Raw genomic sequence first — 22,439 nt, 5'->3', positions numbered from 1 at the left:
AGAACACCTAAAAAACGAAGCAGAGAAAATGCCCGAAGTGTTAAGTGTTCTTTGTTTACTGAAATGCGTTTTTAATAGAGCTCTTTTAGCTTGCGCGTTAAGGTGTTTCTCCCCCAGCCAAGCACTTTTGCCGCATCTTGTTTGTGGCCATTGGTATGCTCTAATGCGACTTCCAAAAGAATGCGTTCAAATTCTGGTTGAGCGTAGTTGAGCAGTTCCGTATCACCATTAGCAAGCGCTTGTTTTGCCCATCTAACCAATTGCTGCTGCCAATCTCCCTCTCCATGCTGAGCGGTGACCGATTTGGTTTCGAGTAATTCTGTGGGCAAGTCATTAGGCAGCACCTCACTACCACTGGCCATTACCGTTAACCACCGACAAATGTTCTCAAGCTGACGAACGTTGCCTGGCCATTCGAGTTTAGACAGTTGCTCAATGGTTGTTGGGTGGAGAGTTTTTACATCCACCGCTAACTCATCAGAAGCTAACTGCAGAAAGTGCAGTGCAAGCTTTTCGATATCTTGGCGACGTTCGCGCAAAGCTGGAATGTGGATACGAATAACATTCAAGCGGTGGAATAAATCCTCACGGAAATCTCCGCGGTGGACCAACTTTTCTAAATCTTGGTGTGTGGCGGCGACAATGCGCACATCGACACGAATCGGTGAATGTCCACCGACCCGATAGAATTGACCATCAGCGAGTACGCGTAACAATCGGGTTTGAATATCAAGTGGCATGTCGCCAATTTCATCTAAAAATAGTGTGCCACCGTTGGCTTGTTCAAATCGACCTTGTCGAACACTATTCGCACCAGTGAATGCGCCTTTTTCATGCCCAAACAGTTCAGACTCAATCAAATCTTTGGGAATCGCCGCCATATTGAGGGCGATAAATGGGCTTTTAGCGCGTGGACTATGGCGATGTAGAGCGTGAGCAACCAACTCTTTACCAGTACCAGATTCACCGTTGATCAGCACTGAAATAGAGGAGCGTGACAAACGACCGATAGCCCGAAAAACCTCCTGCATCGATGGTGCTTCACCAATGATCTCTGGGGTTGGCTCTAGCTGACTATCGGCTTTCGCTTGCTGCTGGCGTTGCTCTTGGTTATGGGCAATGGCACGTTCAACGAGCGTGAGAGTTTCATCGACATCAAACGGTTTGGGTAGGTATTCAAATGCGCCTTGTTGGTACGCGTTGACTGCCGCATCCAGATCAGAGTGAGCGGTCATGATAATGACTGGCAGATCGGGGGATTGCTCATGTACTTGGCTAAGCAGCTCAATACCACTAATGCCGGGCATACGAATATCAGAGATAAGAACGTCAGGGGTTTCACGTTCAAGCGCTAGTAAAACGCTTTCAGCGTCAGCAAAGGTGTCGCACTTGATGTTAGCGGAGGAGAGCGTTTTTTCCATAACCCAGCGGATAGAACTGTCATCATCGACTACCCAGACGTTTCCTTTACTCATATGTTCTACTCCTCACAGCCGTGCTTAATATATTGTTATTTTATTGGAAGATAGATAGTGAAGCAGGTATGTCCTGGCCAGCTTTCAACGTCTATCTTGCCTTTATGTTGATCGATTAGATTTTGTGAAATGGATAGACCCAGCCCGGTTCCTCCTTCACGCCCACTCACCATCGGGTAGAACAAGGTATCTTGTAAGTCGGCTGGAATCCCAGGACCGTTATCAATCACTTCGATTCGAGCCGCGAGTTTGTAGCGTTGACCATGGATATTAGCTTGATGCACCGTTCTGGTGCGAATGGTGATTTGCCCTTGCTCTTGCTTGGCAAGGATCTGTGCCGCATTGCTCACGATATTCAGAAGCGCTTGTTCGATTTGCTCAACATCCATCATGATGTCAGGCAGGCTTGGATCGTAGTCGCGTTCAATGGTGATTTTTGTACCGACATCAAGCTCTACTAATTGGCGGACCTTTTCTAAAATGGCATGCAAATTCTCACAGCTTTTCGTACCCGGTTTTTGTGGTCCGAGTAAGCGATCCACGAGGGAGCGTAAGCGGTCAGCTTGCTCAATAATGATTTGCGTGTATTCGGTCAAACTCTGATCAGGCAGCATTCGTTCTAATAACTGCGCCGCACCGCGAAGCCCACCGAGTGGATTTTTAATTTCATGCGCTAAGCCGCGTACCAATAGCTTCGCCGCTTGTTGTTGGGCGTATTGATTGAGCTCTTGCGATAAGCGACGTTGTTGGTCGATTTTGCGCATTTCGACCAACAGCAGTAATTCTTTTTGCCAAGTGATTGGGCTGACTGTAACTTCCAGCATCAATGGCTTGCTATCGACCACGAAAGTGACATCACTGTCAGTGATACTTTGACCACTTTGCAGTGGTTGCGAGAGTAGCGCCAGATCGAGTGAAGCGTGCTGTATATGTTTGCTCAGTGGTGAATCAATCAGTCGCTTGGCACTTTGAGAAAACAACTGCTCTGCCGAAGGATTGGCATAACGAATCTGCAGTGATTCGTTGATGATCAAAATCGCAGTGACTTGATGATTCAGTATCGTTGTATTTAGTTCAAGGCTCACCCTAGGTCTCCATCCATGATAACGCACCATATTGGTGCATTATGGCTAAGCTTCGGTGATTTCTCCATTAGAGAAAACCAAAATAGCGGCGTTGAGTCGTGATCTAGCTTCGATTTATCGTCACCTGTGAAGGTGTACCGTTATTAATGAACTCGATGCAATTTTCTTGCCGTTTTGAATGGCTTTGACTTGAATTTGGTGGGTGCCTCGGTCGATGTTCTTGAGTTGCCAAGATGTCGTAATTTGCGGTGCTTGGTAGGGCTGATTATCGAACCATAATTGCAACTGTTCGCCAGCGGACAGGGAGCGGTTAAGTTTTACTTCAATGGTGATGTTGCCATTATTATTGCGTATGACTTGGTCGTGTTCTGGTGTATGGAAAATGAAAGTCAGTGGGGCTAACTCTGGTTTTTTTGGCTCTGAAGGTAGGCTGGTTTGAGTTGGCGCAGAGGCGGCTTCTTGATCTGCGTTATTGTTGGCGACAGATGAAAGGTCAAACTCTGGCAATTCAACGGCTTGGGCATTGGGGTGGTCAGGTGCATCACTAAAATGCAGTACTCCGTTATTGTCTATCCAAGTGTAAGCGACTTGTGCCAAGGCTGGTGACATCGTCAAAAAACAAAGCGCACAGAACAAAAGTTGTTTTGCCATGCTGCCTCCGCTTAAAGATAGAATGGATACTATAGAAACAACGATTGTTTAACGCACAAAAAAAAGGCTCACCTGCGAGGCGAGCCTAATAATTCTGCAATCAGATTAAACAGAGTAGTAAAGTTCGAACTCAAGCGGGTGAGTTGCCATGTTTACGCGCTCTACATCTTCTAATTTTAGTTTGATGTACGAATCGATAAAGTCATCAGAGAATACGCCGCCAGCGGTTAGGAACTCGCGATCTTCGTCTAGTGCTTTAAGAGCGATTTCTAGCGACTCTGCTACTTTTGGAATCTCTGCTGCTTCTTCCGCTGGTAGGTCGTACAAATCTTTATCCATTGCTTCGCCTGGGTGGATCTTGTTCTTGATACCGTCAAGACCAGCCATTAGTAGACAAGCAAACGCTAGGTATGGGTTTGCTGCTGGATCTGGGAAGCGAGCTTCGATACGACGCGCTTTCGGGCTTGGTACCACTGGGATACGGATAGAAGCTGAACGGTTACGAGCAGAGTATGCCAGCATAACAGGTGCTTCAAAGCCAGGGACAAGACGCTTGTACGAGTTAGTCGATGGGTTAGCAAATGCGTTGATAGCACGAGCGTGCTTGATGATACCACCGATGTAGTAAAGTGCTGTCTCAGATAGACCGCCGTACTTATCACCAGCAAATAGGTTAACGCCATCTTTTGCTAGAGACATGTGAACGTGCATACCAGAGCCGTTATCACCAACAAGTGGCTTAGGCATGAATGTCGCTGTTTTGCCAAATGCGTGAGCTACGTTATGTACCACGTACTTGTAAATTTGGATTTCGTCCGCTTTGGTTGTTAGCGTGTTGAAGCGCGTTGCGATTTCGTTTTGACCTGCAGTTGCTACTTCATGGTGGTGAGCTTCAACAACAAGACCCATCTCTTCCATGATTAGACACATAGCGCTGCGGATGTCTTGTGATGAGTCAACAGGAGCTACTGGGAAGTAACCGCCTTTAACGCCAGGACGGTGACCTTTGTTACCACCTTCGATGTCGCTGCCTGTGTTCCAAGCCGCTTCTACATCATCAATCTTGAAGAAAGAACCTGACATGTCGTTAGAGAACTTCACGTCATCAAATAGGAAGAACTCTGGCTCAGGACCAACTAGAACCGTATCAGAGATACCAGTCGCACGCATGTAATCTTCAGCGCGTTTAGCGATAGAGCGAGGGTCACGGTCGTAGCCTTGCATTGTTGCAGGCTCAAGAATGTCACAACGAATGTTTAGTGTTGCGTCTTCTGTGAATGGGTCAAGAACCGCTGAAGATGCATCCGGCATCATTACCATGTCTGATTCGTTGATACCTTTCCAACCAGCCACTGAAGATCCATCAAACATCTTACCTTCTTCAAAGAAGTCAGCGTCGAGTTGATGTGAAGGGATTGAGATGTGTTGCTCTTTACCTTTAGTGTCGGTAAAGCGTAGGTCAACAAACTTAACTTCGTTTTCTTGGATCAGCGATAAAACGTTTTCTACTGACATCTTGGATAACCTCCAGTGTTATTAAATCGATATATAGCTCGTTTGGGTTAATCATCTCTTGAATAAGTTGATATTTGAGCTACTAAATAATGCTGTAATTCCTTTAGCCAAATTCGTGCCAACTAATTTAGCCCTTTAATTTCAGTGTTTTGCTATAAATCGTACATCTTTATCGATGCTTATTGCACCATATTGATCCCTTGCTGCACTGTATTGGTGCAAATATTGCCAAGGTGCACAATATTGGCGCAAAACCAACCATGCCATGGCGCCGTTTATTGTACAATAAGTCAACAGCTCGAATCTGAAATTGGTGAGACAGCTCTAATTCTGAGAAGAGCAAAATGCCAAAAATAGTGATGATTATTGGCTATGCTTAAGCTGTAGTAAGGGTTTGAGTGAAAAGTAGGCTACTTAAATCACATTTTCTTGGTGAAAAGCTCAGGGATAGATCACATATTTCTAGGTTTTTCGCCAAAATCTGGTACATTACGGTCGTTTTTTTAATCAAATAAGTGATGCTTGGCTGAATTTCGATTCGCTGAGGGTCATTTCTTTTATAAGTGAATCATAATCCATGGCTACTCCACAGATTGATAAATTAAGAAATATCGCGATCATCGCGCACGTTGACCACGGTAAAACAACACTGGTTGATAAACTGCTACAGCAATCAGGTACGTTAGAGTCTCGCGGCGAAGCTGAAGAGCGTGTCATGGACTCGAACGACATCGAAAAAGAACGTGGTATTACCATCCTTGCTAAAAACACAGCAATCAACTGGAATGATTACCGCATCAACATCGTAGATACTCCGGGACACGCGGACTTCGGTGGTGAAGTTGAGCGTATCATGTCTATGGTTGACTCTGTACTGCTTATCGTTGATGCAGTTGATGGTCCAATGCCTCAAACTCGTTTCGTTACGCAAAAAGCATTTGCACACGGTCTTAAGCCAATCGTTGTAATCAACAAGATTGACCGCCCAGGCGCTCGTCCTGAGTGGGTTATGGACCAAGTGTTCGACCTATTCGACAACCTAGGTGCTACTGACGAACAGCTAGACTTTAAAGTAGTTTACGCTTCAGCACTTAACGGTTGGGCTACGCTAGAAGAAGGCGAAACTGGCGAGAACATGGAACCATTGTTCCAAGCTGTTGTTGATACAGTAGAAGCACCAAATGTTGACCTTGAAGGTCCACTACAGATGCAAATCTCTCAGCTTGATTACAGCTCATACGTAGGTGTTATCGGTGTTGCTCGTGTTACTCGTGGTTCAGTTAAGCCAAACCAACAAGTAACTGTCGTTAGCGCTGATGGTAAGAAGCGTAACGGTAAAGTCGGCACAGTAATGGGCTACCTAGGTCTAGAGCGTCACGAAATTGAACAAGCGAATGCGGGTGATATCATCGCAATCACTGGTCTTGGCGAGCTTAAGATCTCTGACACTATCTGTGATGTAAACAACGTTGAAGCAATGACTCCTCTTTCTGTTGATGAACCAACAGTAACGATGACATTCCAAGTAAACACTTCTCCTTTTGCTGGTAAAGAAGGTAAGTTCGTGACTTCACGTAACATCCTTGAGCGTCTGCAAAAAGAACTAGTACACAACGTTGCACTACGTGTTGAAGAAACTGATAACCCAGACCGTTTCCGTGTATCTGGCCGTGGTGAACTTCACCTATCTATCCTGATCGAAAACATGCGTCGTGAAGGTTTCGAGCTAGCAGTATCTCGTCCAGAAGTTATCATCAAGCGTGATGAAAATGGCAACCTAGAAGAACCGTTTGAAACTGTAACGATCGACGTTATGGAAGAAAACCAAGGCGGTATCATGGAAGCAATCGGTCTTCGTAAAGGCGAACTGACTGACATGTCTCCAGATGGTAAAGGCCGTGTTCGCATGGACTTCATGATGCCTTCTCGTGGTCTAATCGGTTTCCAAACTGAATTCATGACACTAACTTCAGGTTCAGGTCTTCTTTACCATACGTTTGATCACTACGGTCCACACAAAGGCGGTACTATCGGTCAACGTAACAACGGTGTTCTAATTTCGAACGCAACTGGTAAAGCACTGACTTACGCACTGTTCAACCTACAAGAACGTGGTCGTCTATTTACAGAGCACGCTGACGAAGTATACGAAGGTCAAGTTATCGGTATTCATAACCGTTCAAACGACCTAACAGTAAACTGTCTGAAAGGTAAGCAGCTAACGAACGTTCGTGCATCTGGTACAGATGAAGCGCAAGTTCTTACTCCAGCAATTAAATACACGCTAGAGCAAGCACTAGAGTTCATCGATGATGACGAACTAGTAGAAGTAACACCTGAAAGCATCCGTATTCGTAAACGTCACCTGACTGAAAACGATCGTAAACGTGCTTCACGTGATGCAAAATAATTAGTCGCTAGTCGATTAAAAGAAAGGCTCTGATTAATATCAGGGCCTTTTTTGCATTTGTAGTTATAGGAATGAAAATGTTACCTATCATCATTACCGGCGGTCCCGGGGCGGGCAAAACCAGCTTAATTGAAGCCTTAGCACAAAAAGGCTATGCCACCTTTGAGGAGGTGTCTCGCACTTTGATTGAACAGCAAGCCCAGCTAGAAAATGGCATCTTGCCTTGGCATGACTTGCCTGGATTTGCTCAATTATGTTTGCAGCATATGGGCGAGCAAAAACAGCAGGCGTACTCGCACCCAGTTGCGTTTTTAGACCGCGCTATTCCTGATATTTGTGGCTACTTGGCGCAGGCTGAATTACCGATTGAAGCTCGCTATCGAGAGGCTAGCCAAGGTTATCACTCGCAAGTATTTTTCTGTCGTCCTCATCAGGCGATCTATGTCCAAGATGAGGTGCGACCATACCCATTAGAAGGCGCTATTGCGATCCACCAAGCGCTGGTGGCGGTATATCAACAATTGGGTTATCAGGTGGTAGACGTGCCGTGGGGAACGTTAGAAGAGAGAGTGGCATTTATCGAGAGCGCATTGACGCCCTCGATAATGGAATAGTGAGACCGACTTATTTTGCCTGCAGCTTATTCAGGAATTTGTCAGATTCATTGATGGCTTGATTCATCTGGGCAATCGCACTTTCAATTTCTTTCTCAAGGCTGACAAATTCACCTTGTAGTGAACCAATCGCACTGGCGTTAAGATTGTGCTTGAGGAACAGGGTATTATCACGTAGCGCGTTAAGAACTGGTGTCATACGTTGTTCGGCGCGTTGCATTGCCTTAATCATGGTGTTGTACGAGCTACGCGTTTCACGCAGTTTTTGTTCACTAGAACGACGTAGTGAGGCATTGCTGTATAGATCGAGTTCTTGCTCCCACTCGGCAAAAAGTGCCTCAGAAACATCTTCTATGGCTGCAATTCTGTCACTCACATCTTGCGCTGCACTCTCACTCGCTTCATATTTATCATTGATTTGGTTGTAAACCGTCTCAAGTTCACCACCATTAAAATTGGTTAAAGCTGACAGCGCTTCTAGAGCACTGGTAAACTCTTGTTGGGCTTCTTGTTGTGACTGTTTCGCGTCTTCAACGCGATCAACCATGATATCGCGTTTGTGAACACCCACTTGTTCCATGGCGGCATAGTAGGTAGATTGGCAACCCGTTAATGTCGCGAGCGCGATAAACATCGCAATGAGATAAGGCATCTTTAAGTCCCAGTAACAATCAATAATACTAATTAGGATGAATCAGATGATAGGGAGATACAAGTTGAAAATGACGTTAGTCATTCAATACTTTCATCAATTTGCGCGCTACCTCTTAGCGCGGATGCTGCATGATCGCGTCAATGTTAACGCGGGCTATTTGGCATACATAACTCTACTTTCAATCGTACCGATGTTGACGGTGTTATTGTCGGTTCTCTCTTCATTTTCAATTTTTGCCAACGTTGGCAATATTATTCAAGATTTTGTGATTACCCACTTCGTGCCGACCGCGGGTGATGTGGTGAAGTCGGCCTTGTTAGAATTTATTGGTAATACCGGCAAAATGACCGCCGTGGGTGGTGCGTTCTTGTTTGTAGCCGCTGTTATGTTGATCTCCAATATCGATAAGAATCTTAACTATATTTGGCGAGTGAAGAAGAAACGCCGCGCGGTGTTTTCGTTTTCAATGTATTGGATGATCCTGACTTTAGGTCCTATATTGGTGGGTGCCAGCATCGCCGTAACCTCTTATGTGACCTCGCTGACGGTGATGGATAACCAAGTGTTGTCGAGTGCTTATCAGTTGGTATTACGTTGGTTGCCATTGTTATTGTCATTTTTTGCTTTTGTTGGCTTATACATGTTGGTGCCAAATAAAAAAGTCAGACTATCGCATGCAATGGTGGGGGCTTTGGTTGCGGCGCTGTTGTTTGAGTTAAGTAAGAAAGGTTTTGCTGCGTACATTACTCAGTTTCCTTCGTACCAGTTGATTTATGGCGCGTTAGCGACCATTCCGATTTTGTTTATCTGGGTTTATTTGTGTTGGTTGATTGTACTGGTCGGTGCCGAAGTGACGGCTGCGCTTGGTGAGCAAGAGCACTGGAGCGGCGATGCAGACATGGTACACTCACACCAAAGATATATGCTGGATAATCAAGAAGGAAGTCAAAGTGATAGCTCTGATCCAAAGAGTGAGTGAAGCTGCCGTGCGCGTTGATGGTGAAGTGGTGGGTGAAATTGATCGCGGTTTGCTGGTACTGCTAGGTGTCGAGAAAGACGATGACGAAGCCAAAGCAAAACGTTTGATGGAGCGAGTTACCACCTATCGTGTGTTTGAAGACCAAGATGGAAAAATGAACCTTAATGTTCAACAAGTGGATGGTAAGGTATTAGTCGTTTCGCAATTTACTCTACCTGCCGACACTAAAAAAGGCACTCGTGCTGGTTTTTCGCGCGGTGCGCACCCAGCCGATGCCGAGCGTTTGTATGAGTACTTTGCTGCGCAGTGTGCGCAAGTACTGCCGACGGAATGCGGTCGATTTGCCGCTGATATGAAAGTATCGTTGATCAATGATGGTCCGGTGACTTTCTGGCTTCAAGTTTAAAAATAATAAGGGCAGCACAATGCTGCCTACACTTAATGATGAGCAGCAATAAAAGGGATTTTTATGTTTAAGCTGATCACGCCCAAAACAGAGAACCAACTAAACAAGTATTACCATTTTCGCTGGCAGATGCTGCGCGAACCTTGGCGTATGCCCAAAGGCTCCGAGCGCGATGAATTTGATGCGATGGGCTATCATCGCATGATCGTTGATGGACGAGGGCGTCCAATGGCGGTGGGGCGTCTCTATGTCACACCTGACAACGAAGGACAAATTCGTTTTATGGCGGTGAAGAGTAACCGTCGAAGCAAAGGTATGGGCTCGTTTATATTAGTCGCGTTAGAGTCCTTTGCTCGTCAAGAAGGGGTGAAAAGGCTGGTATGTAACGCCCGTGAAGATGCCATATCCTTCTATGAGAGAAACGGTTTTGAACGCCGTGGTGAGCTAACCGATGAACGTGGTCCAGTACGGCACCAACAAATGGTCAAGCCGCTCGATCCATTAGCCAATGTGCTACGTAAGCCTGAATGGTGTGCAGAGTTGCAAGAGCGTTGGGAGCACCATATTCCCATTAGCGATAAGATGGGCATCAAAATCAACCAATATACCGGTTATCAATTTGAGTGTAGCGCTCAACTTAATCCCAATCTTAACCCGCATAACACCATGTTTGCCGGCTCGGCATTCACCCTAGCCACATTGACGGGGTGGGGCATGACATGGCTACTACTCAAAGAGCGCGGGTTGCATGGCGACATCGTATTGGCCGATAGCCAAATTCGTTATCGTCACCCTGTCGAGCAAAACCCAGTCGCACAAAGCTCGCTTGATGGCATTAGTGGTGATTTAGATCGCCTCGCGAGTGGGCGTAAAGCCCGTATCGTTATTCATGTCACCATCTACAGTGGCTCGCTCGCCGCGGTTGAGTTTGTTGGCACCTATATGCTACTGCCTAACTACAACGAAATGTTAGATTCAAGGCTTGATTGCTGACCATTGGATGCCTTATGACTTGCTTCAACTTCACTTGAATTAGAACCCTTAAGTTCTGCACACACATTCTTTAGCTGATAGATTTTAGTGGTTAAATCAGCGTGAAGTTGTTGGCACTTCTCTGTTGAGTGGAGCAGCACAGTCGCCAGATTTGGCTGGGCTAAATCAATTTTTCCAGCCAATTGTGGACCTTGTTTCGTTTGTGGTGATTGAAGGGTGATTCTGCCTCTATCTGCATTGATTGTGAGGTCATCAACAGTGAAATGTTGTTCAAATTGCAGCGGCTTGCTTTGTTCTCCGATGGCAATATAACCATCACGGATAGAGGCGGAGACTTGCCCACTCAGGGAGTGAGCCAGCATTGAGTAATCACCTGCCAATCCGCTGAGTTGTGCATTTACATCCGTCATCGCTTGTAGGTAGACAGGCGTGGGTGAAGTGCTAATCTCCCCCTCCAATGGTAAGCCATCAATGGTGAGGTCTAGTCTCCATGGCGCGCTCAATTGCTGCTTATTCCATTGACCTGTCGCCTCGATATAGCCACTTTCAAGCGGTAAGAATAAACGATCCAATTGCCAGATTTGCTGGTGGTTACTCATTTCAACAATCGCTTGAGTGACTAAGTAGTTATCGTAGCTGGCGCTATTGGCGGTGAGTTGTAATGAGCCTCGCCATAAACCTAACTTGCCTTGCTGTTTAAGGATGAGCTGCTTACCTTCAATATTTAGCCCTGATGCCTGCCAAAAAGGTTTTTGTTCAATTTGAATCAGTTGGGCATTGCGAATATCTAACCGCTCAATGCTGAATTGCTCAAGTGAATGGCTCCACTGTTCAATTAGCGCTAATTTTTCAGCATTTGCATCAAGCCATTTCACCCCTGAAAGTGACAAGTATTTCAGTTCAATTTGGTTGGGAGAAAACGCCCCTTGCAGCTGTACTCGGCCTTGTTGCCAATCGGTATCTAATTCGGCGATCTCAATTTTATTCGGGGTGAAGTAGAGTGTTGCACTTGGCTCAACCCACTGTTGTCCTTGGTATTGCAGCGTATCGGCATTAAAAGATAAATAACCATTCGGCTGCTGCCACCAAGAATTGGCAAGGCGGTAGTTTTCGAGTGAGAGATCGAGGTTGAGTAACTCAATACCTTGATAAGTAAAGTTGCTCTTAAGAATGTCTAAACTGTTGATGTCACGGATAGGCGCCTTGTTTGCCAGCTCAGATAACCAAGCGAGATCCGCTGGTTGGTCTGGCAGGTTGAGCTGATTGATGGTGACATTAATCAATGACCAACCTTGTGGGTATTGTTCTGCTTGCCCTGAAATTTGGGCGCCGTTCCATTCAAACGAGGCACCAAACAGCGTGCTCTTTTGTGCTTGGTAGTTAATATCAACCAACAAGTCGTTGAATGCTTGTCCTTGGTAGTAAAGTTGTTCCGATGAAAACTGAATCTCGCCATAAGGCAGAGCTTGCTCAGCTTGCCAGTCAGGGTGTTCAATTTGCAAATTCACACTGCGAGCTGAGAACTCACCCCAACTGAAGTCACTGTGCTTAATGGCCAACTGCTTACTATCAAAAGGCAGCTTTCTTAATGAGTTGGCATCGTCGAGCGACAAGTTTGCCCCTTCTATGACTACTGCATCTAACTGCCACTTGCCCGCTTTCGGTAAACGGGTACTAAACCACAGTTCGGCTTTGGTTAAGTAGAGTGGAGTGTCGTCACCGAGGCTGATCCCTTGTAAGGAGAACTGTAAAGGTGGAGTGTAGCTCGCTTGTTCGACCTGAATTTTCTGTTTGGAATAGGTCGCGAGCACGTGATTAATGATCGGTGTCGCGTATTGAGTTTGCAGCGCCGCGTACAGAGCTGTGATGGCGCAGCCCAGAATAATTACTAGCACCAACAATAAATAACCAAGTCGCTTGCTCAAAGTCGTATTCCCAAAGAGATCGTATGATTGATTCTGTAAGTAATTGCCTTTAGCTGCAACAAAAAAGCCCCTCATGAGAGGGGCTAGTGATTAGAATCCAGCCATTGTCACTAATCTAGCTGTGGACCAGCGGCAATGAGTGATTTTCCTTCCGCGTTATCAGTGTACTTATCGAAGTTGTTGATAAAGCGTTTAGCAAGATCTTGTGCTTTGCTTTCCCATTGTAGTGGATCAACATAAGTATCACGTGGATCAAGAATGCTAGGATCCACACCCGGTAGTGCTGTTGGTACTTGCAGGTTAAAGATCGGAATGTGTGTTGTTTCCGCCTGCTCGATTGAACCATCTAAGATCGCATCGATAATGCCGCGCGTATCTTGAATGGAGATACGTTTACCGCTGCCGTTCCAACCAGTGTTGACTAGGTAGGCCTCGGCACCTGCTGCTTCCATACGTTTAACCAATACTTCAGCGTACTTGGTTGGGTGTAATGTTAGGAATGCCGCGCCAAAACATGCAGAGAAGGTTGGCGTTGGCTCTGTAATACCGCGCTCAGTACCCGCCAGTTTAGCGGTAAAGCCCGATAGGAAATGGTACTTAGTTTGCTCAGGCGTTAGCTTAGATACCGGAGGTAACACGCCAAATGCGTCAGCTGATAGGAAGATCACCTTGTTAGCATGACCGCCTTTTGATACAGGTTTAACAATGTTGTCGATATGGTGTAGAGGGTAAGAAACACGGGTATTTTCTGTTTTCGAACCATCATCAAAATCAATCGAGCCGTCATTGCGAACGGTGACATTCTCAAGTAGCGCATCACGACGAATGGCGTTGTAGATGTCTGGCTCAGCTTCTTTCGATAGCTTGATTGTTTTTGCGTAACAACCGCCTTCGAAGTTGAAGATACCGTCATCATCCCAACCGTGCTCATCATCACCAATCAGCGCGCGTTTTGGATCGGTCGATAGGGTGGTTTTACCTGTACCAGATAGACCAAAGAAGATAGCGACATCACCCTCTTTACCCATATTGGCACTACAGTGCATCGATGCGATATCTTTTAGCGGTAGGAAGTAGTTCATCATGGCGAACATGCCTTTCTTCATTTCGCCGCCGTACCAAGTACCGCCGATGAGCTGCATACGCTCAGTCAGGTTAAATACGGTGAAGTTTTCAGAGTTAAGACCGTGCTCTTCCCACTTTTGGTTGGTACATTTCGCGCCATTCATGACCACGAAGTCTGGCTCAAATGTTGCCAATTCTTCTTCGGTTGGGCGAATGAACATGTTTTTCACAAAGTGCGCCTGCCATGCTACTTCCGTGATCACTCGAATACTAAGGCGTGAATCAGGGTTTGCACCGCAGTAACCATCAATGACAAACAGACGCTTACCAGAAAGCTGAGAAGTGACCACTTGCTTTAGGTCATTCCAGACATCTAGGTCGATCGCTTTGTTGTCGTTTGTCACCGCATCAGATGTCCACCACATATGCTCTTCGGTGGTTGCATCTTTAACGATGTATTTATCTTTTGGTGAGCGTCCAGTAAAGATACCAGTGTCAACGGCGACAGCGCCAAGCTCGGTAACCACACCTCGCTCATAGCCTTCTAAGTCAGCACGTGTTTCTTCTTCGAACAACATTTCGAAACTTGGGTTTCTAACTACCTCTTTAACGTCATGCAGTCCATGCTTTGAAAGATCAATTGTTGCAGCCTTTGTATGTTCCATAACGGTCATAGGTGCTCCTTGTGATAAGTTTTTGTAGGGATTTTGTAAGAACTTTTATTTTTATATGCTCACCATGCTAGCAACGGGTCGGGTACAAAACAGGGAGATAGCTCAAAAATCGTCCATGATCATTGTGTGGTTTTAGGTGACACGTCACATATTGGTTCGAGTATTTTATCGTGTGCGCAAACAGTTGCGCTAGATCAAATATATTATTAATGTGTAGAAATTAAGTATAGCGTACGGCGGCTATGAAACGAGTTATGACGGGAGTTTGGCAATAAAAAAAGCCAGCGGAAGGCTGGCTTGTGTAACATTTGTGTAACTTATTAATTGGCAGAAATTAATGTAGCGTTTTGTTACCATTTTCAGCCTGAATGAAAAGTTCAGACACTTCAGCCGAATTAAATGAGTATGTTGTGCCACAGTAATCACAATGTAAAGAAACTGAACCTTCCTCTGCTAAAATGTCATTAATTTCAGCACGGTCTACGGTTATGATCGCCGCGCCACTACGGTCACGTGAACAGCCACAGTGGAATTCCACTGGTTGAGGATCAAACAGGCGAACTTTCTCTTGGTTGTATAAGCGGTAAAGCAGTTCTTGCGCGCCCAGACCAAATAGCTCTTCATCTTTAATGGTGTTGGTCAGTTGCTCTAAATGCTCGAAGTCATCTGGAGAGCCAGTACCGTCAGGCATCACTTGAATCAGCATACCAGCGGCGTGTGCCTTACCTTCATGCTCACCAGTGCGGATCCATAGACGAGTTTTCAGTTGCTCAGAGTTAGCGAAGTAGTTTTCAATCACTTGAGTAAGGTTTTCACCTTCCAAGCCAACGACGCCTTGGTAACGCTCACCTTTCTTCGGTTCGATGGTGATCACTAGGTAACCTTTACCCATCATTTCGTGCAACGTTGCGTCTGCAGCGATATCGCCTTCCCAGCGAGCAACACCACGGATCTTCTGATCATGGTCGCCATTAATGACAGCAAGCGATACTGGACCATCACCTTGTAGTTGGATAGTGATAGAACCTTCAAACTTTAAGGTAGCAGTCAGTAGTGTGGTTGAAACGAGTAGCTCGCCAAGCAGCTTTTGCAGTGCTACTGGGTATTCCTTGCTAGCAATAATTCGTTGGTACGCTTCATCCAGTTGCACCATTTCGCCACGTACTGATAGTTCTTCAAATAGGTAGCGGTTTAAAACATTGTTCTTGATTACAGTATCAGTCATTTGGACAGTCCAGCTTATTGATTTTTAAATTTGATAAGATCGCGGCGCTGTTTTTTGTCAGGGCGGCGCTCTGGGCTTGGGTTGTGCGCGTTAAGCTTGCGTTGCAAGGCGAACTCTTCACGTTTCGCAATGCTTTCAGTTGTTTCGCTGTAGAGGGTTTGAGCTTCAGGCGCTCCTCGTCTTTGACCAGAAATTTTCTCGATCATTACGGTCTTTTCTTCATTGCCTTGGCGTAAGGTAATGACAGCTCCAAGTTCAACAATCTTACTTGGTTTGCTTCGTTGTCCATTATAATGGACTTTACCACCATCAACCATATTTCGTGCAATGGAGCGAGTCTTGTAAAAACGCGCAGCCCAAAGCCACTTATCCAGTCGTAATGCTTCTGTTGGGGAACTCATCTCACTCTTTACCCTCTAACTAGCTCGTATATCGCCCATACAATGGTGATATCGCGCCCATTTTTCAAGTTTGTGATTAAAAAATAATTAGCATCCTAAGTTGTAGGAATCTTTTTTATATAGCCGCATTCTATAGTTTGTTAGAATTACCGGTTATTGGTCATATAGATAGCATGATAGCTATTTAGCGAGTGACTTAAGTGGAAGCCCAGTCATCAAGGAAATACAGTGAAGCCGCTCAGCTCTGGTTCTCCAGCTTTACAAAAGCTAGTTGCCAATCAAGCACGAATCAGTGTCTTGGCCACGGTAACGTTATTGTTGTTTACAGCATGGATTCTAGGCCGTCTGATTTGGTTTCCTTATCAGCAGTCTCCATTAGTAAAATGGCAATCGCCATCCTCTTCAGCTGTGCAAGGTGCACAAACGAAGCTTGATTTAGCCAACTTACACAACAGCCATCTATTTGGGCACTATCAAGTCGCTAAAAAGCCGACGGTACAACCAAAACTAGAAGATGCCCCGAAAAGCCGATTAAACATTGTGGTGGTTGGTGTGGTAACCAGTACCAACCCTCAAAAAAATCTGGCGGTAATTGCTAAAGGCGGCAAACAAGCTACTTATGGCATTGATGAGGTGATTGAAGGTACGCGGGCAAAACTGGTGCAAGTGCAATCTGACCGAGTCATCGTAGACAATGCAGGGCGCAATGAAACGGTGATGCTGGAAGGGTTAAAGTTCTCTAGCCCAGTGCAAAAAAAACGACCAGCGGCGACGATCTCAAACCAAACTAAAAATAAGTTGGCGCAAATCCGCGCGGAAATTACCCGCAATCCACAACAGATTTTTCAGTATGTTCGTATGTCACAGATAAAGCGTAATGAAACCATTGTGGGTTATCGACTGAGCCCTGGCAAAAGTCGAGAATTGTTTGACGCTGTTGGTCTAGAAGAAGGCGATGTCGCCACTCAACTCAATGGGCTAGATTTGCGTAATAGTGCCGCAATGGGTGAGATATTTAACAGCCTTTCAGAACTGACAGAATTGAATTTGACCGTAGAGCGTGATGGACAACCCTACGATATCTATATCGAATTGTAAAACGCGCAAAGAGTTATCCTTTGAGGAGCAAAAAAGTGAAGCATTGGCTTAAGAAAAGCGCATGGTTATTGGCTGCATCGTTAGCAGCCTCTCCGATGGCAATCGCGAGCGAATACAGTGCCAGTTTTAAAGGCACAGATATTCAAGAATTTATTAATATCGTTGGTCGTAATCTAGAGAAAACCATCATTGTTGATCCCTCTGTGCGTGGCAAAATTGACGTTCGCAGTTACGACACATTAAGTGAAGAGCAATATTATAGCTTCTTTCTCAATGTGTTAGAGGTGTACGGCTATGCTGTTGTTGACATGGACAATGGCATTTTAAAAGTCATTAAATCAAAAGATGCGAAAACCTCAGCGATTCCCGTTGTAGGTGATGGCAATGTCGTTGGTGACGCCGTGGTCACGCGCGTGGTCGCGGTACGTAATGTCTCGGTGCGTGAGCTTTCGCCGTTGTTGCGTCAGCTTAATGACAATGCCGGTGCGGGTAACGTGGTCCACTATGATCCCGCCAATATCATTCTTATTACCGGTCGTGCTGCGGTCGTTAACCGTTTAGCGGACATCATTAAACGTGTTGACCAAGCGGGCGACAAAGAAATTGAAGTGGTGGATCTGGAAAACGCCTCGGCAGCAGAGATGGTTCGTATTGTTGATGCCTTGAATAAGAGCAGCGACAGCAAAAACACCCCAGGATTCTTGCAACCTAAGTTAGTGGCGGATGACCGTACTAACTCAGTACTGATTTCTGGTGATCCACAAGTGCGTAAGCGCCTGCGCAAGCTCATTCAGCAGCTTGATGTGGAAATGGCCACCAAAGGCAACAACCAAGTCGTGTACCTAAAGTACGCCAAAGCTGAAGATTTAGTCGATGTGCTTAAAGGGGTATCTGACAACCTACAAGCCGAAAAATCCGCAGGTTCTAAAAACTCTCGTTCATCAGCGAATGAAGTGATGATTGCCGCGCATGTCTCGACCAATGCTTTGGTGATTACGGCTCCTCCATCCATTATGACGGCATTACAAAACGTCATCGCTCAACTTGATATCCGCCGCGCACAGGTGCTCATTGAAGCGCTTATCGTTGAAATGGCAGAAGGTGATGGCATTAACCTTGGCGTGCAGTGGGGCTCGCTAGAGAGCGGCGCGGTTATTCAATACGGCAATACTGGTGCTCAGCTAGGGCAAGTAATGGTGGGATTGGAAGAGGCCTCTGATCAAACAAGTACAGAATACTACACAGACAACAATGGCAACCGAGTTCCATACAGTGTGACGGAGTCAGGTGACTACACTACGCTAGCGTCAGCGCTGAAAGGCGTGAATGGTGCTGCGGTGAGCATCATGATGGGCGACTGGACAGCACTACTAACAGCCGTTTCCACCGACTCTAATTCCAATATTCTTTCTTCTCCAAGTATTACGGTGATGGATAACGGCGAAGCATCATTCATTGTCGGTGAAGAAGTACCTGTGTTGACGGGTTCAACGGCGGGGTCAAACAATGACAACCCATTCCAAACCGTTGACCGCAAAGAAGTGGGCATCAAACTGAAAGTGGTACCACAAATCAACGAAGGCAACTCAGTTCAACTCAACATCGAGCAAGAAGTGTCGAATGTGTTGGGCGCCAATGGCGCGGTTGACGTACGCTTTGCTAAGCGCCAACTAAATACCTCAGTAATCGTTGAAGACGGTCAAATGATAGTGCTTGGTGGTTTGATAGATGAGCGCGCGATGGAGAGTGAATCAAAAGTGCCACTGTTGGGTGATATCCCGGTGTTAGGTCACTTGTTTAAGTCGACCAGCACTCAGGTTGAGAAGAAAAATCTGATGGTGTTCATTAAGCCAACCATTATTCGCGATGGCGTCACCGCTGACGGCATTACTCAGCGTAAATACAACTTTATCCGTGCTGAGCAGCTGTATAAATCTGAGCAAGGTCTGAAGTTGATGGATGACAGCCACATTCCGGTGTTACCAGAATTCGGACAAGAACGTCAGCACCCTGCTGAAATTCAAGCGTTTATCGATCAGATGGAAAGCAAGCAATGATGGAGCTCGTGACCCCTCATCGTCGTCTGCCATTTAGCTTTGCTAAGCGCTTTAACCTAGTGTTGGAGCAAACCATATCAGGGTTGACGCTTTATTATGTCGAGCCGCTAGCGATAGAAGCCTTGCTGGAAGTAAAGCGTACAATGCCAGCAAACTTTACCTTGCAAGCGGTGAGCAATGATGAGTTTGAGAAAAAACTGACTCAGGCTTACCAGCGTGACTCTTCAGAAGCGCGTCAGCTAATGGAAGACATTGGTGCCGATAATGATGACTTCTTCTCATTGGCGGAAGATTTGCCACACGACGAAGATTTGCTCGAGTCCGAAGATGACGCACCTATCATCAAGTTGATCAACGCTATGCTTGGCGAAGCGATCAAAGAAGGGGCGTCAGATATTCATATCGAAACCTTCGAAAAAAGCTTAGCGATTCGATTCCGCGTTGATGGTGTATTGCGAGATGTGCTTTCACCAAGTCGAAAATTAGCGCCATTACTGGTCTCTCGCGTCAAAGTGATGGCAAAGCTCGATATTGCTGAAAAACGCATCCCTCAAGATGGTCGTATTTCATTGCGTATTGGTGGTCGAGCGGTCGATGTGCGAGTGTCGACCATGCCATCGTCACACGGTGAGCGTGTGGTGATGCGTTTATTAGATAAGAACGCGACCCGTCTTGATCTGCATAGCTTGGGCATGAAGCCACATACCCATCAACAGTTCCGCAGCATGATTGATCGCCCGCACGGTATCATCTTGGTGACGGGTCCAACGGGTTCGGGTAAATCGACAACCTTGTATGCGGGCTTGCAAGAGCTTAACAGTAACGAGCGCAATATTCTCACCGTAGAAGACCCAATTGAATTTGATATCGATGGTATTGGTCAAACTCAGGTTAACCCTAAAGTGGATATGACGTTTGCTCGCGGTTTGCGGGCGATTTTGCGTCAAGACCCTGATGTGGTGATGGTGGGTGAAATCCGTGACTTAGAGACGGCGCAAATTGCGGTGCAAGCCTCACTGACCGGTCACTTGGTGATGTCGACATTGCATACCAACACCGCTATTGGTGCTATTACGCGTCTGCGTGATATGGGGATTGAGCCATTTCTCATTTCTTCATCGCTACTGGGTGTGTTAGCTCAGCGATTAGTGCGTACGCTCTGCCCACAATGTAAGCAAAGCTACCAAGCGGATACGGCGCAAAAAGCGTTGTTTGGTTTAGCGTCGGATGAAGAACTGACACTTTATAAGCCCGTGGGTTGTGAGAAGTGTAGCGGTAAAGGGTATCGCGGACGTTCCGGTATTTATGAATTGCTGGTGGTGGATGAGCAAGTTCAAGAACTGATCCACAATGAAGCAGGTGAACAAGCGATCGAGAAAGCGATCCGCCCAAAAACACCGGCTATTCGTGGCGACGGTTTAGAAAAAGTACGCCAAGGTATCACCTCGCTCGAAGAAGTGATGCGTGTGACTAAGGAAAGCTAATGGCGGCGTTTGAATACAAAGCGCTTAATGCGAAGGGCAAATCCCAAAAAGGGGTTATCGAAGGTGACAATGCTCGCCAAGTTCGCAGCCGTTTAAAAGATCAAGGCTTGGTGCCGATTGATGTGGTACCAACACGCGCTAAAGCTTCTGCTAAACAAGGGCAAACCGCAGCAACGACAGTATCCTTTAAACGTGGTATCAGTACGCCAGACTTGGCGCTGATCACGCGCCAAATCTCTACCTTAGTACAATCGGGCATGCCTTTAGAAGAGTGTTTGCGTGCGGTGTCTGAGCAATCAGAAAAAGCACGTATTCGCACTATGCTATTGGCGGTGCGATCTAAAGTCGTGGAAGGGCATACGCTGGCGGATGGCTTAGCGGATTATCCGCATATCTTTGATGAATTGTTTCGTTCAATGGTGGCGGCGGGTGAAAAATCCGGTCATCTCGACAGTGTGCTTGAGCGCTTGGCTGAGTACGCGGAAAACCGGCAAAAGATGCGCAGTAAACTGCAACAAGCATTGATCTACCCAACCGTACTGGTGGTGTTTGCGGTCAGCATTGTTGCCTTCTTATTGGCATCCGTGGTACCAAAAATTGTGGGTCAGTTTGTGCAAATGGGGCAAGCGTTACCCTTCTCGACTCAGGTTTTGATCGCTTGCAGTGAGTTTGTACAAAACTGGTGGATTTACATTCTGCTCGGTTTTATCGCTCTGGTTTACTTGTCGCGTTTGGCTTTGTCTCAAGCCAAGATCCGTTTAAGTTGGGACCGTAAAGTGATAGGCATGCCGGTAATTGGTAAAATTGCTCGTGGTTTAAACACCGCGCGTTTTGCGCGTACTTTGTCGATCTGTACCTCAAGCTCTATTCCAATTTTGGAAGGGATGCGCGTCGCCGTGGATGTGATGTCTAATCAATACGTGAAACAGCAAGTCTTGCTGGCGGCAGACCGAGTGCGAGAAGGATCGAGTTTACGTAAGTCACTCGACCAAACCAAACTCTTCCCACCGATGATGCTACATATGATTGCGTCCGGTGAGCAAAGTGGCGAACTTGAGAGTATGTTAACCCGAGCGGCGGATAACCAAGACGCCAACTTCGAGTCGATGGTCAACATCTCTTTGGGCATCTTTACCCCACTGATGATTGCCTTAATGGCAGGGTTAGTGCTGTTTATCGTGATGGCGACGATGATGCCAATATTAGAAATGAATAATTTAATGAGCAGATAAAAAGCTCAACGCAGTTGTGTTATTGGAGAAAAAATGAAAAACCAACGCAATAAAAAACAGTCCGGCTTTACCTTATTAGAATTGATGGTCGTGGTGGTGATCCTCGGCATTCTTGCCAGCGTGGTCGCGCCAAACCTACTCGGTAGTAAAGACACTGCCTCACAAAAGAAAGCCGCTGTGGATATTAAAGCGCTAGAAACCGCGTTAGATACTTACCGCTTAAACCACAATGTCTACCCAACGACAGACCAAGGTTTAGAGGCGCTCGTGAGTGAGCCAAGTAACCCAACCCCGCGCAACTACCCGCAAGAAGGTTACATTAAGCGTTTGCCACAAGACCCATGGGGCTACGATTACCAATACCTAAGTCCTGGTGACAACGGCACTATCGATATCTTTACCCTAGGCGCAGACGGTCAGGAAGGTGGTGAAGGCGTTAATGCTGATATTGGTAACTGGAACTTAGCAGACTTCCAGTAACCTTCCACTTAATAC

Annotated in this window: 19 protein-coding genes; 10 read left to right on the top strand and 9 right to left on the bottom strand. The window is 46.2% G+C overall.

Translation table 11 applies throughout. The annotated features are described in order from the left end of the window. Positions 1–71 precede the first annotated feature (71 nt). The 4 genes from glnG to glnA all read right to left on the bottom strand — a co-directional run bounded on the left by glnG (position 72) and on the right by glnA (position 4,726). Positions 72–1,475, bottom strand: coding sequence for a nitrogen regulation protein NR(I) (gene glnG, locus H2O73_RS11095; RefSeq protein WP_182108909.1), 1,404 nt, complete (start codon positions 1,473–1,475; stop codon positions 72–74). Between the two features lie 35 nt (positions 1,476–1,510). Next, positions 1,511–2,560, bottom strand: coding sequence for a nitrogen regulation protein NR(II) (gene glnL, locus H2O73_RS11090; protein ID WP_368737157.1), 1,050 nt, complete (start codon positions 2,558–2,560; stop codon positions 1,511–1,513). Between the two features lie 120 nt (positions 2,561–2,680). Continuing rightward, complete coding sequence (locus H2O73_RS11085; RefSeq protein ID WP_182108907.1) at positions 2,681–3,211, bottom strand: DUF4124 domain-containing protein; 531 nt, start codon at positions 3,209–3,211, stop codon at positions 2,681–2,683. 105 nt (positions 3,212–3,316) lie between these two features. Next, positions 3,317–4,726 carry a glutamate--ammonia ligase gene (glnA, locus tag H2O73_RS11080; RefSeq protein ID WP_182108906.1) on the bottom strand — a complete coding sequence of 470 codons (1,410 nt, stop codon included), beginning with the start codon at positions 4,724–4,726 and terminating at the stop codon, positions 3,317–3,319. A gap of 577 nt (positions 4,727–5,303) precedes the next feature. Between glnA and typA the strand changes: the two genes are divergently transcribed. Together typA and H2O73_RS11070 are read left to right on the top strand one after the other, a co-directional pair. After that, a complete protein-coding gene (gene typA, locus H2O73_RS11075) occupies positions 5,304–7,136 on the top strand; it encodes a translational GTPase TypA (protein ID WP_182108905.1) in 1,833 nt (610 codons plus the stop codon). A 77-nt stretch (positions 7,137–7,213) separates the two neighbouring features. Next, the gene (locus H2O73_RS11070) at positions 7,214–7,750 is read left to right on the top strand and encodes an AAA family ATPase (protein ID WP_182108904.1); all 537 of its coding nucleotides are present in this window, start codon (positions 7,214–7,216) and stop codon (positions 7,748–7,750) included. Between the two features lie 10 nt (positions 7,751–7,760). Here the strand turns inward: H2O73_RS11070 and H2O73_RS11065 are convergent, their stop codons facing one another. After that, a complete protein-coding gene (locus H2O73_RS11065; protein ID WP_182108903.1) occupies positions 7,761–8,402 on the bottom strand; it encodes a DUF2959 domain-containing protein in 642 nt (213 codons plus the stop codon). Positions 8,403–8,472: 70 nt separating this feature from the next. Between H2O73_RS11065 and H2O73_RS11060 the strand changes: the two genes are divergently transcribed. From H2O73_RS11060 to H2O73_RS11050, 3 genes are all read left to right on the top strand, one after another. Next, on the top strand, positions 8,473–9,384 hold the full coding sequence (locus H2O73_RS11060; RefSeq protein WP_438696055.1) for a virulence factor BrkB family protein: 912 nt from the start codon (positions 8,473–8,475) through the stop codon (positions 9,382–9,384). Beyond that, complete coding sequence (gene dtd / locus H2O73_RS11055; protein ID WP_182108901.1) at positions 9,356–9,790, top strand: D-aminoacyl-tRNA deacylase; 435 nt, start codon at positions 9,356–9,358, stop codon at positions 9,788–9,790. Before H2O73_RS11060 ends, dtd begins: the two co-directional genes overlap by 29 nt. A gap of 63 nt (positions 9,791–9,853) precedes the next feature. Then, positions 9,854–10,783, top strand: coding sequence for a bifunctional GNAT family N-acetyltransferase/hotdog fold thioesterase (locus H2O73_RS11050; RefSeq protein ID WP_182108900.1), 930 nt, complete (start codon positions 9,854–9,856; stop codon positions 10,781–10,783). On the opposite strand, the gene H2O73_RS11045 is transcribed toward H2O73_RS11050, so the two are convergent. From H2O73_RS11045 to hslR, 4 genes are all read right to left on the bottom strand, one after another. Then, positions 10,747–12,708, bottom strand: a complete 1,962-nt coding sequence (locus H2O73_RS11045; protein WP_182108899.1) for an AsmA family protein — start codon at positions 12,706–12,708, stop codon at positions 10,747–10,749. The two genes, H2O73_RS11050 and H2O73_RS11045, sit on opposite strands and share 37 nt — an antisense overlap. A gap of 110 nt (positions 12,709–12,818) precedes the next feature. Continuing rightward, positions 12,819–14,447 carry a phosphoenolpyruvate carboxykinase (ATP) gene (gene pckA / locus H2O73_RS11040; RefSeq protein WP_182108898.1) on the bottom strand — a complete coding sequence of 543 codons (1,629 nt, stop codon included), beginning with the start codon at positions 14,445–14,447 and terminating at the stop codon, positions 12,819–12,821. A 334-nt stretch (positions 14,448–14,781) separates the two neighbouring features. Beyond that, positions 14,782–15,657, bottom strand: a complete 876-nt coding sequence (hslO, locus tag H2O73_RS11035; protein ID WP_182108921.1) for an Hsp33 family molecular chaperone HslO — start codon at positions 15,655–15,657, stop codon at positions 14,782–14,784. Between the two features lie 29 nt (positions 15,658–15,686). Beyond that, on the bottom strand, positions 15,687–16,073 hold the full coding sequence (gene hslR, locus H2O73_RS11030; RefSeq protein WP_182108897.1) for a ribosome-associated heat shock protein Hsp15: 387 nt from the start codon (positions 16,071–16,073) through the stop codon (positions 15,687–15,689). A gap of 228 nt (positions 16,074–16,301) precedes the next feature. Here hslR and gspC point away from each other — a divergent pair, with 228 nt between their 5' ends. From gspC to gspG, 5 genes are read left to right on the top strand one after another with little or no spacing between them, the layout of a single operon-like run. Then, positions 16,302–17,171, top strand: coding sequence for a type II secretion system protein GspC (gspC, locus tag H2O73_RS11025; protein WP_182108896.1), 870 nt, complete (start codon positions 16,302–16,304; stop codon positions 17,169–17,171). Between the two features lie 35 nt (positions 17,172–17,206). After that, complete coding sequence (gene gspD / locus H2O73_RS11020; protein ID WP_182108895.1) at positions 17,207–19,228, top strand: type II secretion system secretin GspD; 2,022 nt, start codon at positions 17,207–17,209, stop codon at positions 19,226–19,228. After that, the gene (gspE, locus tag H2O73_RS11015) at positions 19,225–20,712 is read left to right on the top strand and encodes a type II secretion system ATPase GspE (RefSeq protein ID WP_182108894.1); all 1,488 of its coding nucleotides are present in this window, start codon (positions 19,225–19,227) and stop codon (positions 20,710–20,712) included. The genes gspD and gspE overlap by 4 nt, the downstream gene beginning before the upstream one ends. Beyond that, positions 20,712–21,944, top strand: coding sequence for a type II secretion system inner membrane protein GspF (gene gspF / locus H2O73_RS11010; RefSeq protein ID WP_182108893.1), 1,233 nt, complete (start codon positions 20,712–20,714; stop codon positions 21,942–21,944). The genes gspE and gspF overlap by 1 nt, the downstream gene beginning before the upstream one ends. Before the next feature lie 33 nt (positions 21,945–21,977). Continuing rightward, positions 21,978–22,424: a type II secretion system major pseudopilin GspG gene (gspG, locus tag H2O73_RS11005; RefSeq protein ID WP_182108892.1), complete on the top strand. Its 447-nt coding sequence runs from the start codon at positions 21,978–21,980 to the stop codon at positions 22,422–22,424. Positions 22,425–22,439: the final 15 nt, after the last annotated feature.

This window comes from Vibrio marinisediminis (genome assembly GCF_014050145.1).
Classification (GTDB): Bacteria; Pseudomonadota; Gammaproteobacteria; order Enterobacterales; family Vibrionaceae; genus Vibrio; species Vibrio marinisediminis.
This window is presented reverse-complemented; position numbering and strand designations above follow the sequence as displayed.

Bases quoted from the DNA above. Each gene is read 5' to 3' on its own strand.
- hslR (WP_182108897.1), bottom strand. From the start codon at position 16,073: ATGAGTTCCCCAACAGAAGCATTACGACTGGATAAGTGGCTTTGGGCT.
- H2O73_RS11085 (WP_182108907.1), bottom strand. From the start codon at position 3,211: ATGGCAAAACAACTTTTGTTCTGTGCGCTTTGTTTTTTGACGATGTCA.
- gspF (WP_182108893.1), top strand. From the start codon at position 20,712: ATGGCGGCGTTTGAATACAAAGCGCTTAATGCGAAGGGCAAATCCCAA.
- gspG (WP_182108892.1), top strand. From the start codon at position 21,978: ATGAAAAACCAACGCAATAAAAAACAGTCCGGCTTTACCTTATTAGAA.
- typA (WP_182108905.1), top strand. From the start codon at position 5,304: ATGGCTACTCCACAGATTGATAAATTAAGAAATATCGCGATCATCGCG.
- gspE (WP_182108894.1), top strand. From the start codon at position 19,225: ATGATGGAGCTCGTGACCCCTCATCGTCGTCTGCCATTTAGCTTTGCT.
- pckA (WP_182108898.1), bottom strand. From the start codon at position 14,447: ATGACCGTTATGGAACATACAAAGGCTGCAACAATTGATCTTTCAAAG.
- H2O73_RS11050 (WP_182108900.1), top strand. From the start codon at position 9,854: ATGTTTAAGCTGATCACGCCCAAAACAGAGAACCAACTAAACAAGTAT.
- glnA (WP_182108906.1), bottom strand. From the start codon at position 4,726: ATGTCAGTAGAAAACGTTTTATCGCTGATCCAAGAAAACGAAGTTAAG.
- H2O73_RS11065 (WP_182108903.1), bottom strand. From the start codon at position 8,402: ATGCCTTATCTCATTGCGATGTTTATCGCGCTCGCGACATTAACGGGT.
- H2O73_RS11060 (WP_438696055.1), top strand. From the start codon at position 8,473: ATGACGTTAGTCATTCAATACTTTCATCAATTTGCGCGCTACCTCTTA.
- glnG (WP_182108909.1), bottom strand. From the start codon at position 1,475: ATGAGTAAAGGAAACGTCTGGGTAGTCGATGATGACAGTTCTATCCGC.
- H2O73_RS11070 (WP_182108904.1), top strand. From the start codon at position 7,214: ATGTTACCTATCATCATTACCGGCGGTCCCGGGGCGGGCAAAACCAGC.